The organism is Soonwooa purpurea, from assembly GCF_053891095.1.
The window spans coordinates 1-19,459 of record NZ_JBSSMA010000015.1 but is presented as its reverse complement, the minus strand read 5'-3'; the positions used below and the strand labels follow the sequence as shown (position 1 = coordinate 19,459).

The following is a 19,459-nucleotide window of genomic DNA, read 5'->3' as shown; positions in this document are numbered from 1 at the left end:
GTATTTTAAATAAATTTAACTTCCTCAAATTTGAAAAAATATTATTAAGAATATTAGTATAGAATCACATAAAAAGCTATTTTTGTTCTATGTTTCGTTCCCAAAATTTTGTTTTTTTTATGTTTTTCCTGTTTTCGTTGTTAAACGGACAAAAAAACACTGATTTCGCCTCTTTGGTAGATAAGAGTGTCCAAAAGATCTATCAAAACCCAGATGAGGCTATTAACTTTATCCAAAGCTTTACATTAAGCGAACAAAATCAGGAACAACGCTTGGTTTTGCAAAATCTGATGGCACAGGCTTATACCATGAAGGGAGATTATGTGCAATCTGTCAGAATGTCTTTGGATAAAGAAAGTCATTTTGGACATCAAACCGACGATTTTGGACATCTTTTTAGGGATTACGTATTATCCGAACAATACCAAAATCTGAAGCTTTACAAACAATCAACAAGACTTATAGGCGAGTTATTGAAGGAAAAATCATTGTACCGACCAGAAGAAAATTATAACATTAATCTTGCGAAAGTATTTCAGTTACAGGCGATTAACTATTCGATTAATAAAAATAATACAGAAGCCTTCAACTATTTCCAAAAAAGTAATAATTATCTGAAAAATATATCCGCAGAAAATTTTATTATCAAGACCGAAAACGATGTTATGACAACATCTCTTTTGCTTAATCAAAGAAAAATGGATCAGGCAAGAGCTAATCTTACAAGGCTCAAAAAGTTGGTAGATGATAATCCAGAACAGGTATTTTTGTACAGTTTGGTTTATGAAAGATTGGCAAGCCTTAGTTTTATTGATAAAAAATATTCCGAAGCCCTACAATATTTAGAAAAATCCTTATCAAATATTGAGGGAATAGATTATTTGGTTTTGAAATTAAGAATCTATGATATGATGGCTAAAAATTATCTAGCCTTACAAGACGAGACCAAGTACAGATTTTATGAAAAGTTATTTGCAAATAGTAAAACCAAAATTGACTCTAGTCAAAAAGAAGGTATTCGTTATTTGTTGAAGTTATCAGAACTTAGAGAACAACAAACTACCCAACAAGCACAACAAGATGCTAACTTTACAACAAGATTTTTAATCATTAGTTTTTCGATTTTGGTATTGAGTCTTATTACATTTTATTTTTATGAATATCGTCGCAAAGATGAATTGACAAAACAAATCGACTTTTTTAAGAATCAAAAATCATATTTTAAAAAATTATCAGAAAATAATGAGGCTAAAAAAGAATCAGATGTCCCAGAACAGGCACAAATTTCTGATATTGAGATAATCCCAGAAGAAGTTGTTAAGCAACCTAAGAAAAGTATACTTATCTCAAAAGAGAAAGAAGATGATATCTTGCAAAAACTAGACGAGCTAGAAAAGTCCGATCGCTTTCTCAACAAAGATATGTCTCTTGCTGTATTGGCAGGACAACTAGAGACCAATACCAAATATCTCTCCGAGATTATTAATAAATACAAAGGCAAAAACTTTAATCTCTACATTAATGAATTGCGCGTAAGTTATATTGCATATATGTTGAAAACCAACCCGATATATCTCAATTACAAAGTCAGTTATTTGGCTGAAGTATCTGGCTTTTCGTCACATAGTGCCTTTACAACGGTATTTAAGTCGATTACAGGAATGTCTCCCAATGCCTATATCCAACAAATTAACCAATCTTCAAAATGAAAAAAATGTTAAGTTGCTTTATGTTGCTTTGTCTTGGCATGTTAATGTTGGCGGCCAATCCACGCGAAGCTCAATTTAATAAAGCAAAAGACAACATCTATCGAGATCCAGAATTGTCAATAAAAATTGTTAATCAGTTATTGAAAGACGAGACAGATGTGGACAAAAAAGCAGATCTATATCTTATCCTTTCAAAAGCATATATTGCAAAGCGCGACTCTGATGAGTCTCTGAAATATATTCTGAAAGTGCAAGACTTATTAGGAGATATTACCAACTCTGATACCAAAGCTCAGATTCTCATTTCCATCGCGATACAATATCAACAGATGGAAGTATTTAATAAAAGTCTTAACTTTCTAGACCAGATCGATCAGCATAGCCGAAAAATGCCAGATAGCTCAAGAATAAAGTTTTCGGTTTTGGGAAAAGCTTATGCCGTACGCGGGATGATATATAAAAGCCAGCTAAATCCAGAGTTAGCACTTAGCAAGTTTTTAGTTTCTATTAAAAATCTTGAAAAAATAGCCCCCGCTTTACAAGCTAATGCCAACCTTAGTGTGGTGTATTACAATATAGGCTATTGCTATTTTGATTTAGGAGATCTTAAAAAAGCCGAGCAATCTTTCCTAAGTGCTATAGAATTTGCCCAAAAAGAAAAAGCCAATAGTCTGGAGGCCTTTGCATATAAAGGATTGTCCGATGTCTACATGAGGAATGGAAAACATCAGGAAGCTTTGGAGCTACTAGAAAAAGCGAATCAGTTAGCATCTAATATTGGTGATCTGTTACTTAACGAAGGGATTTATAAAGTTATTGCCGAAAACTATTTGGCACTTAATGATATTAATAACTATAACGAGTACAACCAAAAGTACTTACAAACTCGCTTCAAAAGAGAGCAAAACGAACTCAACTCAATTAACAGTAGTATCGACAATATTCTTAAAGAAAATAAAAAATCTGTTGATAACATAAAAGAAAGCCAAACTAGAATTAACAGTTTTATCATAATTTTAGGCTTAATATTAGCAAGCATTCTTTCAGTTTTGATTTGGAAAAAAAGAAAATCCAACCTAGAACTTCAAAACAAGATAAAAACACTTCTACACTCATAACATCAAATACTATGCGAAATATCTTCAATACATCAGATGTTGATACCTACATCAAGGCCATCAACCAATTGACACCAGAGACGCCTGCCAAATGGGGCAAAATGTCTGTTGACCAAATGTTAGCCCATTGTAATGTAACCTATGAGCTAGTCTATGAACCGCAAAAACATAAAAAACCAAGTTTTCTTGCAAAATGGATGATGAAAAAATTTGTCAAACCAAAAGTGACCAATGAGTTAGCTTACAAACAAAATTTGCCGACTGGACCTATGTTTTTAATTAAAGATAAAAAAGATTTTGATTTTGAAAAAAAACGTTTGATAGGTTTTATACAAAAAACACAACAATTCGGAGAAGCGGCTTTTGATGGTAAAGAAAGTGCTAGTTTTGGAAAGCTAAATGCGCAAGAATGGAATAATATGATGGCCAAACATCTCGATCATCATTTGGCGCAGTTTGGCATTTTATAATTTAGTTAAAAAAATATGAGATTAATTTTCTTTTTTTTATTGACGATTTCTAACTTGGTTTTTTCTCAATCGAAGGAAGCGATGCAGGCTTACCTTATCAATAACGAAAAAGCTTTTATTGGAAAAATAAATAACGGAACGCCGATTTCTGTTAACATTATAAAAGCTGAAGCTTTAGATAATAACATTAATGAATTTGCAGTTTCAGGAACATCCAATGTGGAAGGCACAATTTGCAACTTTAATGGAAAATTGACTTTGGAGTCCCAATCCGACAATCCCAAGTTAGCGACTTTGTTTTATAAATTCGAATTTCAAGAAGAAAAACTTCACGAACATACGGGGATTTTTACGGGCTCTTTAGCGATGAAGACGTTGACCGATACTTTGGCACTTGTCGTTTTTGAAGGCACTTGGGAAAGTTATAACAAACGTATGCGCTTCCCCGTTTTTTTTGATAATAATGAATTCTTAAAAACCAAATTGCAAGAACTCGCAAAATAATGAAGCTATACGAAAATATTGATTTCCGAAAACTGACCTTGGAAAACCGAATCGTGATGTCGCCCATGTGTATGTATTCTGCAAAAGATGGTGTGGCAACCGATTTTCATTTGGTTCATTACGGAAGTCGCGCGCAAGGTGGCGTAGGACTTGTAATGGTGGAAGCAACGGGCGTTGTCCCAGAAGCTCGTATCACCCCGCGTTGTATTGGACTTTGGAATAAAGAACAAGAGCTGGCTCTGAAAAGAATTGTTGATTTCGTGCACAAAAATTCTAAATCAAAAATCGGTATTCAGCTCGCACATTCGGGACGCAAAGGATCGATGTGGAATAGTCAACAACTAAAGCTGTCAGAAGGTGGTTGGCAAACGGTCGCGCCAAGTGCAATAGCTTATGCGCCAGAAGATGAACTTCCAAAAGCATTGAGCATAGCTGAAATTAAAACCTTAATTCAGGATTTTAAAAAATCGGCGAGTAGAGCTGTAGAAGCTGGCTTCAACGTCATCGAAATTCATGCGGCACATGGCTATTTGATTCACCAATTTTTATCACCAAAATCAAATCTAAGAACGGATGAATATGGTGGAAGTTTTGAAAATCGAATTCGATTTTTGATCGAAATTGTAGATGCAGTCAACGAAGTTCTTGATGACAATATAGCGTTGTTTGTGCGCGTGTCCGGGTCAGAATATGTGGAAGGCGGTTGGGATATCGATGATAATGTTCGTCTGGCTGAGGTTTTGAAAACCAAATCTGTTGATCTTATTGATGTCTCGTCTGGCGGGAATATTCATGGTGTTAGCATTACTTTGTTTAATTCCTATCAAGTGCCATTTTCGCAAAAGATCAAACAAAAAACAGGTATGAAAACGGGCGCGGTTGGACTGATAGAAGATGCTAAAACCGCCGAAGCTATTTTACATAATAATGAAGCCGATCTTATTTTTCTAGGTCGAGAACTTTTGAGAAATCCATATTTTCCCGTTATTAATAGTTTTGAATGGGATGAACATTGTGCTTTTCCCAAACAATATGAAAAAGCCAAACCAGAAAGTTCTTAATTATATTTAAAATTGAAGAAGATTTAAATTAAGAAATTATCGTACAGATGGAGATGAGGTTTTAAAAAATTAAATACTTTTTAAGAACATAACATTCTGAGATTTAAAACAAATTTGATTGTAATTTTTAAAGAAATAAATATTAAAATTTCCTAAAAAAGTTTCAGAATATTTTAAAATTTTTAGGAGCTCTTTTGTCTTTTAGAATTAATAATCAAAGTCTTTTTTGCCTTTTAAAGAACAGAAATGTTATTTTATATAAGTTAAAAAAATGTTATTTTACTTTGATATTAATTCTGTATATGTATCTTTATTAAGGAAATGATTTGGTTTTTATTATGAATTCAGTTCATTAGCGAAAATCGTATTAACACTTAGTTCACACCACTTACAATACAATATTTATTATGAAAAAACGTCCTAATTACCGGAAATTTCAGCCTCAATTGAAGCGGATTGAGGAACTTGAAAAGAATAATTCTGCTTTTAAAAGAATATATTCAGAATACGAATTGATGTCCACCGAACTGTGGGAAATTGAAAATGATGAGAAAAACTCTATTCCTGATGATTTTATAAACGCCATCCAATTGCAAGCCGAATATCTAGAAGAAGAGATTAACAACTGGCTGACGAATATCACACCAAAGGATACAGAAGCCTAATATGCTATTTAAAGAATAATTTCCTACTTTTACAGGCCTAATTTTTTTATAAAAATATATATGATTGCTATTGTAGATGGAGGTTCTACTAAATGCGATTGGGTTATTCTAGAACAAGATGGTAAAGAAGTTTTTAAAACGGAAACCATAGGTTTTAATCCCAATATTATTTCACCAGAGCTTATCGCGCCAGAAGTTGAAAATAATAAAGCTTTGATGTCTGTTGCAGCAGAAATCAAACATTTGTTTTTTTATGGTTCGGGCTGTGGTGTTCAGAAAAATCGAGAAATCGTTCAGAAAGAACTTAATAAAGTTTTTACTAAAGCTTACGTTACCGTCAAAGAAGATCTTATCGCAGCAGCGTATGCAGCTTATCGTGGTAAGCCCGAAATTGTTTGTATTCTTGGGACAGGTTCCAACTCTTGCTATTTTGATGGTGAGGAGATGAGAACCGAATTGCCTTCTTTAGGATTTTTAATTGGTGACGAAGGCAGTGGCAGTTGTCTTGGTAAGCAGTTGGTACGCCATTTTTTCATGAAAAAATTACCACAGGATTTACACAATCAATTTGCAGAAATTTATCAATTAAACATTGAAGATCTTTTGCAAAATATGTATCATAATCCTCGTGTTAATGCTTATTTTGCAGATTTTACAAGATTCATTGTCGATCGCAAAACACATCCATATTTTCAACAATTTGTCTATAAAGAGTTAAAGAATTTTTTAGAATTCCAAGTACTCCCATATAAAGAATGCCGCAATAGCGAGCTTAATTTTATCGGATCAATTGCTTATTTTTTTGAAGATATATTAAGAGCTGTAGCAGCAGAGTTTCATTTTACAGTTGGTGACATTGTACAACGACCGATAGAAAGTCTTGTCAACTACCATCGTAACTATATTTTGCCAAAACTTTTACCCTAAGTTTTTGGAATTAATTTGAAGAAGGGAATTTTTTATTAATTAAAAAAATTAAAATGTCGAAACAAAATCAAAAGGATTTAAATGCCTTTAATAAAGCCGCTTTAGATTATCACAGAGCAGAACCTAAAGGCAAAATCGAAGTTGTACCATCCAAACCGCATTCTTCACAAAGAGATCTGAGTTTGGCCTATTCACCCGGAGTTGCCGTACCTTGTATGGAAATCCATAACAATCCACAAGCTGTTTATGACTATACTTCCAAAGGGAATTTGGTGGCCGTTATTTCTAACGGTACAGCAGTTTTAGGATTAGGTGACATTGGCGCGGAAGCTTCAAAACCAGTGATGGAAGGTAAAGGTTTATTGTTCAAAATATTTGCAGATATCAATGTCTTTGATATCGAAATTAATGAAAAAGATCCCGATAAATTTATAGAAATCGTAAAAGGTATTGCACCGACTTTTGGTGGGATTAACCTAGAAGATATCAAAGCGCCAGAAGCGTTCTACATCGAGCAAAAATTGAAAGATGAACTAGATATTCCGTTGATGCATGATGACCAGCACGGTACAGCGATTATTTCTGCAGCGGCGCTAATCAATGCTTTAGAAATTGCAGATAAAAAAATCGAAGATGTTAAAGTCGTGGTGAATGGTGCAGGTGCCGCAGCAATTGCTTGTACCAAACTTTATATCGCATTGGGACTTTCGAAAGATAATATTTTGATGTGCGATTCCAAAGGTGTTATCAATCATTTAAGAACCAACCTTACACCAGAGAAAATAGATTTCATCGCACAAACTCAGTTAGCGACTTTGGAAGAAGCCTTGAGGGGTGCTGACGTTTTTGTCGGTTTATCAAAAGGAAATGTCATGACTCCGGAAATGTTGTTGAGCATGTCGGACAATCCTATTGTTTTTGCATTAGCGAATCCCGATCCAGAAATTGACTATAACTTGGCAATCGAAACCCGAAAAGACGTTATTCTTGCAACAGGTCGTAGCGATTTTCCTAATCAGGTTAACAATGTTTTAGGCTTTCCATATATTTTCCGTGGTGCTTTGGATGTACAAGCCAACGGAATTAATGAAGAAATGAAATTAGCAGCTGTACGTGCACTTGCTGCTTTAGCAAAAGAGCCAGTTCCAGAAATGGTTAAGTTGGCTTATAACCTAAAACAGTTACATTTTGGAAGAGATTATTTTATTCCAAAACCTTTTGATAACAGATTGTTGACACGCGTATCGATCGCGGTGGCAAAAGCAGCGATGGAAAGTGGTATTGCAGCAAGTCCTATTCAGGATTTTGAAGCTTATGAAACCCATCTTTTGGATAGAATGGGTCGCGATGAAAAGCTGATCCGTATGATGCAGAGTCGTGCCAAGTCCAATCCAAAACGTGTAACATTAGGCAATGCCGAAGAATATAATGTTCTGAAAGCAGCACAAATTCTTTACGAAGAAGGAATTGCCAAACCAATTTTGTTGGGCGAAAAGAAATTCATCAAACAACAGATGGAAAAATACAACATCAATATCGATGTGCCAATTATCGATCCTGTAGATGAAGACCAAGAGGAAAACCGAATAAAGTACCGTGAAACACTTTGGAAACTTCGCCAACGCAAAGGTATGAATGAGTATAAAGCAAAACGTTTTGTTCGCCAAAGAGATTATTTCGGTCCTTTGATGTTGTCACATGGCGATACAGATGCTTTGATTGTTGGTTTTTCTAAAAACTATTCATCCGTTCTGAAACCTGTTTTGGAAGTTGTTGAAAAGGAAAAAGGTGTTGATAAAGTCGCCGCAATGATGATGATTTTAACAGAGAAAAAACCGATTTTCTTTGCAGATACATCAATTAATCAAAATCCAACGTCGGAAGATTTGGTAAACATTGCGAGAATGTCAGAGCTAACTGTCAAAACTTTTGCAATAGAACCAAGAATTGCGATGTTGTCATTCGAAAACTTTGCGTCAATTTCTGATACATCGAAAAAAGTTGCTAAAGCGGTTTCTATTCTTCATGAAAAATATCCAAAAATGATTGTAGATGGCGAAATTCAACCAGATTTTGCTATGAATAGCGACCATTTGAGCGATTATCCTTTCTCAAAATTAGGAACAGAACCAGCTAATGTTTTTGTTTTTCCTAATTTAGAAAGTGCAAATTTGTCTTATAAAATTATCCGTGGGATGAAGATGGCACAAGTAGTCGGACCAATTTTGATGGGACTAAAACAACCTGTCCATGTACTCCAAATGCGCTCTAGCGTGGACGAAATCGTGAACTTGGCGACTATTGCTGTTTTGGACGCACAACGTCGCGAGCTGAAAAAGTAATTTTAATATTCTTAAATAATATGAAAAGCGGGACTCAGGTTTCGCTTTTTTTGTTAAGAATTTTTATCAATTTTAACAAGGTTTTTTAATTCTCGTTTCGAATTAATATATTAGCAAATTGTTTATAAACATATGATTTATTCATTACAAGGACTTGTAGAGGAGTTGACACCCACTAATGCTGTTGTTAATGTTAATGGTGTGGGCTATTATGTTGGTATTAGCCTACAAACTTCGCAAATGTTGAAGTTGGGTGCGACCCACAAAATATATATACAACAAATTATTCGGGAAGATGCCAATTTGTTATTTGGTTTTAACAGTCTTTTGGAAAAAGAAATGTTCAATCTCTTAATTAGTGTTAATGGTGTTGGTGCTGTTTCCGCATTAATTTTGTTGTCGTCACTTAGCCTAGAAGAAACGGCTTCGGCAATCCAAAATAGCCAGAGTCTAATTCTGCAAAAAGTGAAAGGCATTGGGACAAAAACTGCCGAACGTATTATCGTGGACTTGAAGGATAAGGTCGCGAAATTTGGGCTTTCTTCCGAAAATATTTCTCAGTTTGTAGATAATAAAGTTAAAGATGAAGCGTTAACTGCTTTAGAGGTTTTAGGTATTTCGAGAAAGATGTCGGAGAAGATTGCGGACCGCATTCAAAAGAAAAATCTAGAAATCTCGGTAGAAGAATTAGTGAAAGAAATTTTGAAAAACATTTAACATTTTTTTGTGTTTTTAAGACAAACGCAGATGTAAAAAGAAAAGATAGTGAGGAGAGAGTTTTACTTTTATAAGTTTTTTGCATTGTTATTTTTGTTAATCGGCAGCGGAACTATTTCTGCACAAGAGAAAACAAATGACACTGTCAATATCAAAAATCATTTTAATTTAGCGAGTCCTATTCGGTATGAAGCCTTCTACGATGTCAAAGAGGGTATTTATTATTTGTATCCGAAAATTGGAAATACAACTGTCGGAAATCCATTGGTGATGACTTTTGAGCAGTATCGTAATTATATGCTACAAAACCAGTTGAAATCTTATTTTCAAGAAAAGTCAGACACGCATAATCTTGCGAACAGAAAAGATCAAACTGACGCAAAGAAGAAAGGACTTTTGCCGAGTATTACCATTCGGAACAAAATTTTTGAAAACATTTTTGGAAGTAACAAAATTGAATTAATCCCTCAAGGCTATGCTTCTTTCGATTTGGGTATTCTTCTTCAAAAGATAGATAACCCAATGATTTTGCCACAAAACCGAAACAACTTTACGATTGACATTCAACAAAGAATGCAATTGGGTTTAACGGGTAAAGTAGGAGAAAATTTACAATTAAAAGCCAACTACGATACACAAAGTGGATTCGCTTTCGAAAATCGAATGAACTTGATGTGGCAGGCCAAAGGAAGTTGGAAGGATCTTCAAAGTAAAGGTCTTGAAGACAAAACAACGGGCGGCGAAGATAAAGTCATCAAAAAAGTGGAATTCGGTAATGTGAGCATGCCACTTTCTACAAGTTTGATTCGTGGCGCGCAATCGCTTTTTGGTCTTAAGACAGATTTCCAGTTGGGCAAAACGACTGGTACTTTTGTGTTTTCACAACAACAAGGTGAAGCGCGTAATATCGTTGTGCAAGGTGGTGGCGCGATTAGCACTTTTAAAGTTAATGCGTTTGACTATGAAGATAACCAACACTACTTTTTGGGACATTATTTCTACGATAACTACGATAGAACTTTACAAAGTTATCCTACACTAAGTACAAGGATTAATGTGACCAGACTCGAAGTTTGGGTTTTGGATCAAGGTTCTGGTAATCTTCAGGATCAAAAAAGTATTGTCGGTATCCGAGATTTAGGAGATGGACCATCGGGATATCCTAATAATAATCAGAATGGTGTGTACAGTGCCGTAACAGGTTTGGGTGCTGGTTTGCGTGATGTTAACACCGCTTACAATACGATTAATGGACAAAGTTTACCAGATGCTAATGGTGGAACGGTCCCTTATATTGACGGTGAAAACTTTATATTTAATAGAAAAGCAAAACGTCTTAATCAAGGTGAGTACAAATTCAATCCGCAATTGGGATATATTTCCCTTAATCAAAGGTTGAATGACAATCAGTTCTTAGCGGTTTCTTACTCATATACAATAACGGGATCAGATCAGGTTTATAAAGTCGGCGAATTTTCAGAAGAAAGTTCTGTATTGGTAACGAAGATGTTGAAATCGAATACCATGGTGAAAACGACATCGCCAATGTGGGGGTTGATGATGAAGAACATTTATCCAATGAATGCTAATCAGATTCAAAAGGAAGATTTCTTACTGAATGTTTATTATCGTGATAATGCTAGTGGTGGTAAAGTTAACTACTTGCCTGGGATTACAACGCCAGACCAAAACTTATTGAAAACCCTTAACTGGGACCGTCTTAACCTTAACAATGATATCCAGCTGGAGAACGGTGTTTATGGTGATGGTATTTTTGACTTTGTACCTGGAATAACAATTGAGCCAGAACAAGGAAAATTAATCTTTACAAAAGTTCAGCCATTCGGTACTTATATGGCGAGTCAAATAGGTAGTGCAGACCCCAAAGATTATGTCTATACCGATCTATATACCCAGTTAAAAGAAACAGCGAAACAAAGTAATCTCGCACAACGATATACGATAGAAGGACGTTACAAAGGTGCCCAAGGACAAGGTATTTCTCTTGGTGCGATCAACGTTCCGCAAGGTTCGGTACGTGTGACGGCCAATGGGGTACAGTTGACAGAAGGTGTTGACTATACCGTGGATTATATGTTGGGAGCAGTAACCATTATTAACGAACAAGTTAAGCAGTCGGGACAAGCGATTAATATCTCGATGGAGAACCAAATGACCTTTAACACACAAAGAAAACGTTTCTTAGGATTAAACTTGGAGCGTAAGTTTAATGATCATTTGACCGTTGGTGCAACCTTGGTTAACTATGGCGAAAGACCTCTAACTCAAAAAGTGAATTTTGGTCAAGAAGCGGTTAACAATACGATGGCAGGTTTCAATATTTTGTATAATAATGAATTACCTTTCTTAACCAGATTAACAGACAAGATTCCTTTTATCAATACAGAAGCGCCTTCTAATTTAAATTTTAAAGCAGAAGCAGCTTACCTGATTCCGGGACAAAATAAAGGAACGAACGATCAATCTTACATCGACGATTTTGAACAAACGACCTCAAAAATTTCATTAAAAGAGCCAGCGCTGTGGAGCATTGCATCAAAACCAGAGCTTAACAAGACGGATCCAGTTTTTGCAAACGCAGGGCTTAATGATAATCTTGAAAACGGTTACGGCAGAGGCTTAACATCTTGGTATAATATTGACCCAAGATTCTATGGAGTTGGAGGGAAAGCGCCATCAGGCATTAATGCACAGGTATTATCCAATCACCGCTCGCGTCGTGTGCAGATGTCAGAACTTTACAACGAAAGAGATTTCGTAGCTGGAGAGCAGACGATGATGACGACTTTTGACGTGAGTTTCTACCCGAACCAAAGAGGTCCTTATAACGTAAATCCTCTAGATGAAGCTGCTAATATGCGTTGGGGAGGGTTGATGCGTTCTATAGGCGTTTCTAACTTTGTTAATTCTAATATCGAATATGTAGAATTCTGGATGATGGATCCGTATGCCGATGGTAATGACCTTGGAGCGAATCCAAAATTATTATTGCAATTAGGTAACGTTTCCGAAGATGTTCTTAAAGATGGGAAACTTCTTTACGAAAATGGAATGCCAAGTTCGTCCAACCAAACGCAAACAACGAATTCTAATTGGGGAGATCAGCCAACACAATTCCCGATTTTGTATGCTTTCTCAACAGAAGGTGATGAAAGAGCGCAGCAGGATTTGGGTTATGATGGTCTTAATGACGATATGGAAGCTGCTAGATTCGGTGTGTCATTCATTAACCCAGTAACTAATGAGTTGGATCCAGCGTCGGATAACTTTGTGTTCTATATGTCGGACAAATTCCAAGGAGCGATGGCATCTTCGTTGATTGATCGTTACCGTTATTTCCGTAACCCACAAGGCAACTCGCAAGCTAACACTTTGGAAGTGGCGACGCAGTTACCAGATGCGGAAGATGTTAATAGAGATTATAACTTGGATCAAAGTGAAGATTACAACCAATATACTATTGACTTATCAAAAGATAAATTAGCGCTTGATGCGGATAACAAAATCGTAGACATCAAAGAAGTTAATGTTAAGTTTGAAAACGGGCAAAACTCAAAAGTAAAATGGTATTTATTCCGTGTGCCGATTTCGCAATACGATGACAAATCTGTGGGTGGTAATGCTGATCCATCGATTCTTAATAACGTTAGATTCGCGAGAATGATTCTTAAAGGATTTGAACAAACATCCACTTTAAGATTTGGTACGTTAGATTTAGTAAGATCAGATTGGCGAAAATATACCAACAGACTTGCGTATAACAATTCTCAAGACGATATTAACGAAGGACAATCGATTAACAACATTAGTACTTTCGATGTAGGAAGTGTTAACTTGGAAGAAAATGCGATGGCAAAACCGCCTTATGTATTGCCTCCAGGAGTTGACCGTCAGGTGTTGAGTGGCAACGCAGGTGCACAAAGACAAAATGAAGCGTCATTGTATATGAAGGTTAACAATCTTGGTCGCGAGGCAAGAGGGGTTTTCAAAAATACCAATTTGGATATGCGTCGTTACAAAAAATTAGAACTATTTGTACACGCAGAAGACCTTAAAAATGTAATGAACACAAGTGTTGATCCAGATGCTAAATTCTTCATCCGTTTCGGATCAGATGCTACGGACAACTATTACGAATACGAAGCCTCACTAAAATATACTGCGCAGAATGCAACTTCACCATTAGATATTTGGCCAAACGAAAACCAGGTTAATTTAGCAATCGAAGAATTTGTAAATGCTAAAATGAAACGTGACGAATTGGTGAAAGACAATGCGCCAGGAATTAAATTCGATACGCGTTACGAATATCCAGACTATAAGCCAGATGGCGAGAATAAGAAAATCTATGTAAAAGGTCGTCCTAGTTTGGGGAATGTTACCAATATCTTAATTGGTGTTAGAAATAACAATGGAGCAGGATCCAATAGAAGTTTGAAAGCTGGCGAGCAAAAAGATTTGGTGCTTTGGGTTAACGAGATTCGTTTATCGGAAATCGAGAATAAAGGCGGCTATGCAGGTAACGCATCGCTTAATTTTAACCTGGGAGATTTTGCTTTAGTTAATGCCAATGCAGCTTACTCATCGGTTGGATTTGGTGCGATAGACCAAAAACCTTCGGAAAGATCGCAAACTGCGAATTCGACTTTTAGCATCAACACAACGGTTAACGTGGACAAATTCTTACCAGAAAAAGTAGGGCTTAAAATTCCGTTAAACTATTCTTACACGCAGACGATTGAAGATCCAAAATACAATCCTTTGGATAATGATATTGAGTTGAACAAATCCCCGAATGAGGCTGAACTTAAAAAAGTGGTGAGAACCTACAGCCAGCAACGTAGCATCGGGGTGGTTAACATGCGTAAAGACCGTATGAATCCTAATAAAAAGCCGAAATTCTATGATGTAGAAAACTTGTCTTTAACAACGATTTATAACGATGATTACTTCCGTGACATCTATACAAAACGTAACTACAGACAATATCTGAAAGGCTCAGTGGAGTATAACTACAATTTCAAACCATTTGTTTTGCGTCCGTTCAATAAGATGATTAGCGACACAGCGAAATCTTACAAATATCTGAGATGGATCAAAGAAGTTAACTTCAATCCAGTACCGACAAGATTGTCTTTCAGAACCATGTTGGACAGAAACTACAACGAGTTAGAATTTAGAAATATCGATGCGTTGTTGAGTGGAAATGCGGATACTAATTTTGATGTAATTCGTAACAGAACTTTCTATTTCGGATGGCAGTATAGTTTAGGATTTAATTTTACTAAATCTCTAAAAATGGAAATCAATTCTGAAACCAGAACTTTGAATGATAATATTACAGTGAACACCATGAACACCAGTAGTATCTTCTCAAATCCTTTCAGAGCGGGGCGTCCTGTGCAATACAACCACAGAGTACAGTTGAATTACCGTTTCCCGTTTGAGTATTTACCATACTTGGATTTCATTAATGCGGAATTGGGTTATGGTTTCCAATACAACTGGAATGCAAGATCTACAGCATTACGATCTTTCCAAAATCCAGATACTGGAGCGATAGAAGATTTAGGAAATATAGGACAAAATACCAACACAATAGTTGCAACATCTACCGTTGACATTCCGAAGTTTTTGAACAAGTTTAAATTCTTCCAAAATATCAATGATAAGATGGCGAAGCGTAAGCAAGAGATTGATTCGTTAAATAATGCTTACTCGCAAAATTTCCTTAAAAAAGGTAAAAAGAAAGAATTTAAATCCTATAAGTTTAAAAATAAACTGAGCCCATTCCAGGCAATTGCTTATTCTTTAACATCGATAAAACAATTGGATGTTAACTATAATGAGAACAATGGTATTGTGTTACCAGGCTTATTGTCTGCACCTAATTTCTACGGTATAGGGCAAACTTTAGGAGGTCCAACAGTTGGTTTCTTATTAGGGTCGCAAACGGATATTCGTCGTCTTGCAATTGAGAGATCGTGGATTTCGAGATCGGATTATATGACGGATGCCTATACCGAGATGACCACCAAAAATCTAATGGCTAACCTACAGATAATGCCAATTAACGATTTTAGAATTGATTTTAATGTGATGCAGAATTACACGCGTAATTTTATGCAGACCGGTTTCAATGTCAATCTAGATCCTAACTTCTCATTTGGTTCCGAAATGATCACACACTCCAGCACGGCATGGACTTTCGGGACAGCTTTCACAGATGGTGCGGCACTTTATGATAAGATTAAAGAAAATGCGAGAATTATTTCTCAAGAATTAGGAGGCGCTGCAACTGCAACGGGTTATGCCGATGGCTATGATATTTCGAACGCTTATGTGTTGATTCCTGCTTTCAAAGCTGCGATAGAAGGGAAGTCACCGAAACAATTAGGAAGCGTAAGAAAATCATCTTTCCCATTGCCTAACTGGAAATTGACGTATAGTGGACTGAAAAATATCCCGATTGTTAATAGCCAGTTCTCGAAGTTTGATGTGTTGCACGGTTATACATCAACGTATACTATGGCAGGTGTACAATCGAATGTTGACTACTTCAACAGAGGTTCTGCTGGCGATAGAGATGTTAATGGTAACTATGTTAATCCATACACTTTCTCTCAAGTTGGTTATGTGGAAGCCTTTTCTCCATTGATTGGTATTGATGTTACGATGCGTAATAACATGCAGTTCCGTGCGTCATACAACAAGGATCGTTCTTATATGTTAGGATTGGTTAACCATACTTTAACGGAAGATACAGGCACTGAATATGTTATTGGTTATGGCTATATTCTTAAAGATTTAAAACTAAAAATCAACTTTAAAGGAAGACCGAGAGATATTAAGAGTGATCTTAACATTCGTGCGGATTTATCAATTAGAGATAACAGAACAAGAATTACCAATATCTTGATTGACGATTCTCAAGTAACAGGAGGTCAAAGATTGATGACGGTTAAACTATCTGCGGATTATAACATGTCACAGAATTTCAATCTTAAATTCTTTTATGATCAAATGCTAACGAAATACAAAATTTCTACAGCTTTCCCTCTATCCACAGTGAGAGCTGGTCTTACAGCAACCTTCACATTCGGAGGAAGCGGAGGCGGATTCTAAAAGTAGAATACATTAAATAAGTAAAAAGCATCAGAATTTTCTGATGCTTTTTTTGTTTAAATTTACTTTAAAATAACTTCCATGAAAAATACAATCAAACTTTATTTCGGATTCATTTTGCTATTAGGACTAATTTCTTGTACTAATAATAATGATGTTGAAAATCTGCAAACGCAGTTGGATGATAAAATTAAAGAAGTGCATCAGGAACTTCAAACCAAAATTAATTATGATGTCCCATCTTTGAGTGTTTATACAATCTCCCCAAAAGGGACATTTTTTAGTAGTGTTAAAGGAAAAAATGGGGATTTGGTAACAGAAAATACCAATTTTCGGTTTGCTAGTAATACAAAGAATTTCACGGCCACTGCGATTTTAAAAATGATGCAAGATGGATGGCTGAATATCGATGATCTTATTACCGCTAATATTCCAGGAACCAATATTGCGTACACCCCAAATACGTCTGACTGGGATTTTCCCAACAAACAATCTATTACTATTCTTCAGTTATTACAACATAATGCAGGCGTTTATGATTTAACAAACGATACCAGCCAACTGAGCTACAATGTAGAAGGAGAAGTTATGGCTTATGAAGAATATATATTGAACGCGAATCCCAATCATCAATTTTCCACCTCAGAATATATTAATGTTTTAACACAAAATAATCTTACCTATGGATTGCCAAATGAACATTATCATTATTCTAATACAGGTTATTCAATTTTAGGAGAAATCATTCGTAGAATTTATTCCATAAAAAAAGGAACGGAAAAAACATTGACACATTATCTCAACGACTATATCATGGGACCTAATACAAAAGTTCCACTCCAGATTAGATTTCCCGAAATAGCAACAGACCAACAAATCCCAAGCCCTTACATTAAAGGATTTATTTTAGAAGATAACAAGCAAGAGATAACCGACAAAAAAAATGTGTCTGGGAAAATAGCAGAAGGTAATGGCATAGGTAGCATGAAAGATTTGGCGACTTATATCAGAAGTCTTATGAAAGCTGAAAATGTTCTCAATGCACAATCTGTCGAGCTTATGAAGAACAAAAAAGGTCCGGCAACAACTTTGGCGGATAATAATTATGCATTGGGCTGTTTCCATCTGGAAAATGTCGGTTACGGACACAATGGCGCAACCGAAGGTTATCTTTCTCTTATGATGCATGATCCGCAAACCGATGTAACAACAATCGTTTTATTGCCTTTTTGGGATTTAAGAAATGGAGGTCAAAATTTTAAAGAATGTATGTTAGCAATGAATAAAGCGGGTGTGGAATCCAAAAAAGTACTAGGCTATTAATTCAGTTATTAGCTTTTCATTGATAAAAGATTCTATACTTTTTGATTTTAAACAAGTTAAGGCTTAATTTCAAATCATTATAATTTAGCTTTTTATTATTGGAGAATAAAAAAATCTAATTAAATTTGTATCAAACAATAAATCGTAATGAATACACCAACAGAACTAAAGTACACAAAAGACCACGAGTGGGTAAAATTTGAAGATAATATCGCAATAATCGGAATTACAGATTTTGCACAAAGCGAATTAGGTGACATCGTATTTGTTGATGTTGACACTGTGGATGATGACCTTGCAGCAGGCGATGTATTCGGAAGTGTAGAAGCTGTGAAAACGGTTTCGGATCTTTTCTTGCCAATAGATGGTACAGTTGTCGAGTTCAACGAAAAACTAGAAGATGAACCAGAATTGCTTAATTCTGATCCTTATGGAGAAGGTTGGATCATCAAATTACAAATGAAAGAAGGTGCAGACTTATCTTCATTATTAACAGCAGAAGATTATCAAGCAATCATTGGATAAATATAGAAACATATTTCGTAAGTATATAATGCCCATCTATTGGGCATTTCTTACGTATATGCTTTTGCGTCCAGGTGTCGAAAACAAAGAATATCCATTCATGTTCCCGGGTATCGACAAAGTCCTCCATCTTAGTATCTTTGGATTTCTTGGATTTTGTATTCTTATCGCTTTTCCCAATCTTAAAAAAACGACTTATCTATTAATAGGCCTTGCTTATGCTCTGATTACCGAAATTTTTCAAGAGATAATGGGTTATGGACGATCGTTAGAGATATTAGACCTATTTGCTGACATGTTAGGTTTTAGTATTGCAATTTTGGTGTATAACCGAATATCTCAATATTTTTCAAAATAAATTCTTTCCTGGCAATCCGCCTCCTTTTCTAATTCTTTTCGGCGGCCGGGCTGTTCGCTGTATCTTGCTTGCTCCGCTCGGACGACTATCTTCTCAAGGCTTCGCCTTTCGAAGACCGTCGCCTCGCTGCGCTCCACAAGGATGCCGCTTCCATCCTTATTGCGAGGGGGAGGGATTTGTAGATTATGAATGATAAGGACCTCTATAAATTTAAATTTGTAAAAGCGTTCAATTGTCAAGCTGTATAATTGTTGAATTGTTTAATCGTTGAATTATTCATTAAATCCTTTTATACCATTGTTTCATGTTTATTCTTGATTCTTGGTTCTTGACTCTTGATTCTTGATTCTAAAAAAAAACGAACTTGAAAACAAGCAAGTTAGGATATAATTAAAAAATAAGTTCCGATAAGTTTGTGTGATAATAAAAAAGCCTCTACTTTTGCACTCGCAAATCAGAAGTGTTTTGCAGCGCAGAAGAGGATGGAAATAAATTTAGAGATTGATTATAGTTTTGAAAATTTTTTTAAAAAAAACTTTCAAAAACATTTGGTCAATTGGGAAAAAGTTTTTACTTTTGCACTCGCAAATCGGC

Annotated in this window: 13 protein-coding genes; all 13 read left to right on the top strand. The window is 35.6% G+C overall.

Annotation, left to right across the window (positions count from 1 at the left end; translation table 11 throughout):
• The first annotated feature begins 119 nt into the window (after positions 1–119).
• Entirely contained in the window at positions 120–1,709 is a 1,590-nt protein-coding gene (locus tag ACVFVN_RS12475; protein WP_456235517.1) for a helix-turn-helix domain-containing protein, read from the top strand.
• Positions 1,706–2,827 (top strand): tetratricopeptide repeat protein, encoded by a 1,122-nt coding sequence (locus ACVFVN_RS12470; protein WP_456235516.1) that lies wholly within the window; start codon positions 1,706–1,708, stop codon positions 2,825–2,827. The genes ACVFVN_RS12475 and ACVFVN_RS12470 overlap by 4 nt, the downstream gene beginning before the upstream one ends.
• Positions 2,828–2,838: 11 nt before the next feature.
• Entirely contained in the window at positions 2,839–3,297 is a 459-nt protein-coding gene (locus ACVFVN_RS12465; RefSeq protein ID WP_456235515.1) for a DUF1569 domain-containing protein, read from the top strand.
• A gap of 15 nt (positions 3,298–3,312) precedes the next feature.
• The gene (locus tag ACVFVN_RS12460; protein WP_456235514.1) at positions 3,313–3,801 is read left to right on the top strand and encodes a hypothetical protein; all 489 of its coding nucleotides are present in this window, start codon (positions 3,313–3,315) and stop codon (positions 3,799–3,801) included.
• Complete coding sequence (locus tag ACVFVN_RS12455) at positions 3,801–4,862, top strand: NADH:flavin oxidoreductase/NADH oxidase (RefSeq protein ID WP_456235513.1); 1,062 nt, start codon at positions 3,801–3,803, stop codon at positions 4,860–4,862. The genes ACVFVN_RS12460 and ACVFVN_RS12455 overlap by 1 nt, the downstream gene beginning before the upstream one ends.
• Before the next feature lie 407 nt (positions 4,863–5,269).
• Positions 5,270–5,527: a hypothetical protein gene (locus ACVFVN_RS12450; RefSeq protein ID WP_456235512.1), complete on the top strand. Its 258-nt coding sequence runs from the start codon at positions 5,270–5,272 to the stop codon at positions 5,525–5,527.
• Between the two features lie 60 nt (positions 5,528–5,587).
• The gene (locus tag ACVFVN_RS12445) at positions 5,588–6,454 is read left to right on the top strand and encodes a BadF/BadG/BcrA/BcrD ATPase family protein (RefSeq protein ID WP_165136599.1); all 867 of its coding nucleotides are present in this window, start codon (positions 5,588–5,590) and stop codon (positions 6,452–6,454) included.
• Positions 6,455–6,507: 53 nt separating this feature from the next.
• On the top strand, positions 6,508–8,796 hold the full coding sequence (locus ACVFVN_RS12440; RefSeq protein ID WP_456235511.1) for an NADP-dependent malic enzyme: 2,289 nt from the start codon (positions 6,508–6,510) through the stop codon (positions 8,794–8,796).
• A gap of 132 nt (positions 8,797–8,928) precedes the next feature.
• A complete protein-coding gene (gene ruvA / locus ACVFVN_RS12435) occupies positions 8,929–9,513 on the top strand; it encodes a Holliday junction branch migration protein RuvA (RefSeq protein ID WP_456235510.1) in 585 nt (194 codons plus the stop codon).
• 48 nt (positions 9,514–9,561) lie between these two features.
• Positions 9,562–16,659 carry a T9SS outer membrane translocon Sov/SprA gene (gene sov, locus ACVFVN_RS12430; protein ID WP_456235509.1) on the top strand — a complete coding sequence of 2,366 codons (7,098 nt, stop codon included), beginning with the start codon at positions 9,562–9,564 and terminating at the stop codon, positions 16,657–16,659.
• An 81-nt stretch (positions 16,660–16,740) separates the two neighbouring features.
• Positions 16,741–17,982, top strand: a complete 1,242-nt coding sequence (locus ACVFVN_RS12425; protein ID WP_456235508.1) for a serine hydrolase domain-containing protein — start codon at positions 16,741–16,743, stop codon at positions 17,980–17,982.
• Positions 17,983–18,129: 147 nt separating this feature from the next.
• A complete protein-coding gene (gcvH, locus tag ACVFVN_RS12420) occupies positions 18,130–18,507 on the top strand; it encodes a glycine cleavage system protein GcvH (protein ID WP_456235507.1) in 378 nt (125 codons plus the stop codon).
• Between the two features lie 28 nt (positions 18,508–18,535).
• Positions 18,536–18,865, top strand: a complete 330-nt coding sequence (locus tag ACVFVN_RS12415; RefSeq protein ID WP_456235506.1) for a VanZ family protein — start codon at positions 18,536–18,538, stop codon at positions 18,863–18,865.
• The last annotated feature ends 594 nt before the right edge of the window (positions 18,866–19,459 follow it).

Coding starts and splice junctions, on each gene's coding strand:
- ACVFVN_RS12475 (WP_456235517.1), top strand. CDS start 120: ATGTTTTTCCTGTTTTCGTTGTTAAACGGACAAAAAAACACTGATTTC.
- ACVFVN_RS12470 (WP_456235516.1), top strand. CDS start 1,706: ATGAAAAAAATGTTAAGTTGCTTTATGTTGCTTTGTCTTGGCATGTTA.
- ACVFVN_RS12465 (WP_456235515.1), top strand. CDS start 2,839: ATGCGAAATATCTTCAATACATCAGATGTTGATACCTACATCAAGGCC.
- ACVFVN_RS12460 (WP_456235514.1), top strand. CDS start 3,313: ATGAGATTAATTTTCTTTTTTTTATTGACGATTTCTAACTTGGTTTTT.
- ACVFVN_RS12455 (WP_456235513.1), top strand. CDS start 3,801: ATGAAGCTATACGAAAATATTGATTTCCGAAAACTGACCTTGGAAAAC.
- ACVFVN_RS12450 (WP_456235512.1), top strand. CDS start 5,270: ATGAAAAAACGTCCTAATTACCGGAAATTTCAGCCTCAATTGAAGCGG.
- ACVFVN_RS12445 (WP_165136599.1), top strand. CDS start 5,588: ATGATTGCTATTGTAGATGGAGGTTCTACTAAATGCGATTGGGTTATT.
- ACVFVN_RS12440 (WP_456235511.1), top strand. CDS start 6,508: ATGTCGAAACAAAATCAAAAGGATTTAAATGCCTTTAATAAAGCCGCT.
- ruvA (WP_456235510.1), top strand. CDS start 8,929: ATGATTTATTCATTACAAGGACTTGTAGAGGAGTTGACACCCACTAAT.
- ACVFVN_RS12425 (WP_456235508.1), top strand. CDS start 16,741: ATGAAAAATACAATCAAACTTTATTTCGGATTCATTTTGCTATTAGGA.
- gcvH (WP_456235507.1), top strand. CDS start 18,130: ATGAATACACCAACAGAACTAAAGTACACAAAAGACCACGAGTGGGTA.
- ACVFVN_RS12415 (WP_456235506.1), top strand. CDS start 18,536: ATGCCCATCTATTGGGCATTTCTTACGTATATGCTTTTGCGTCCAGGT.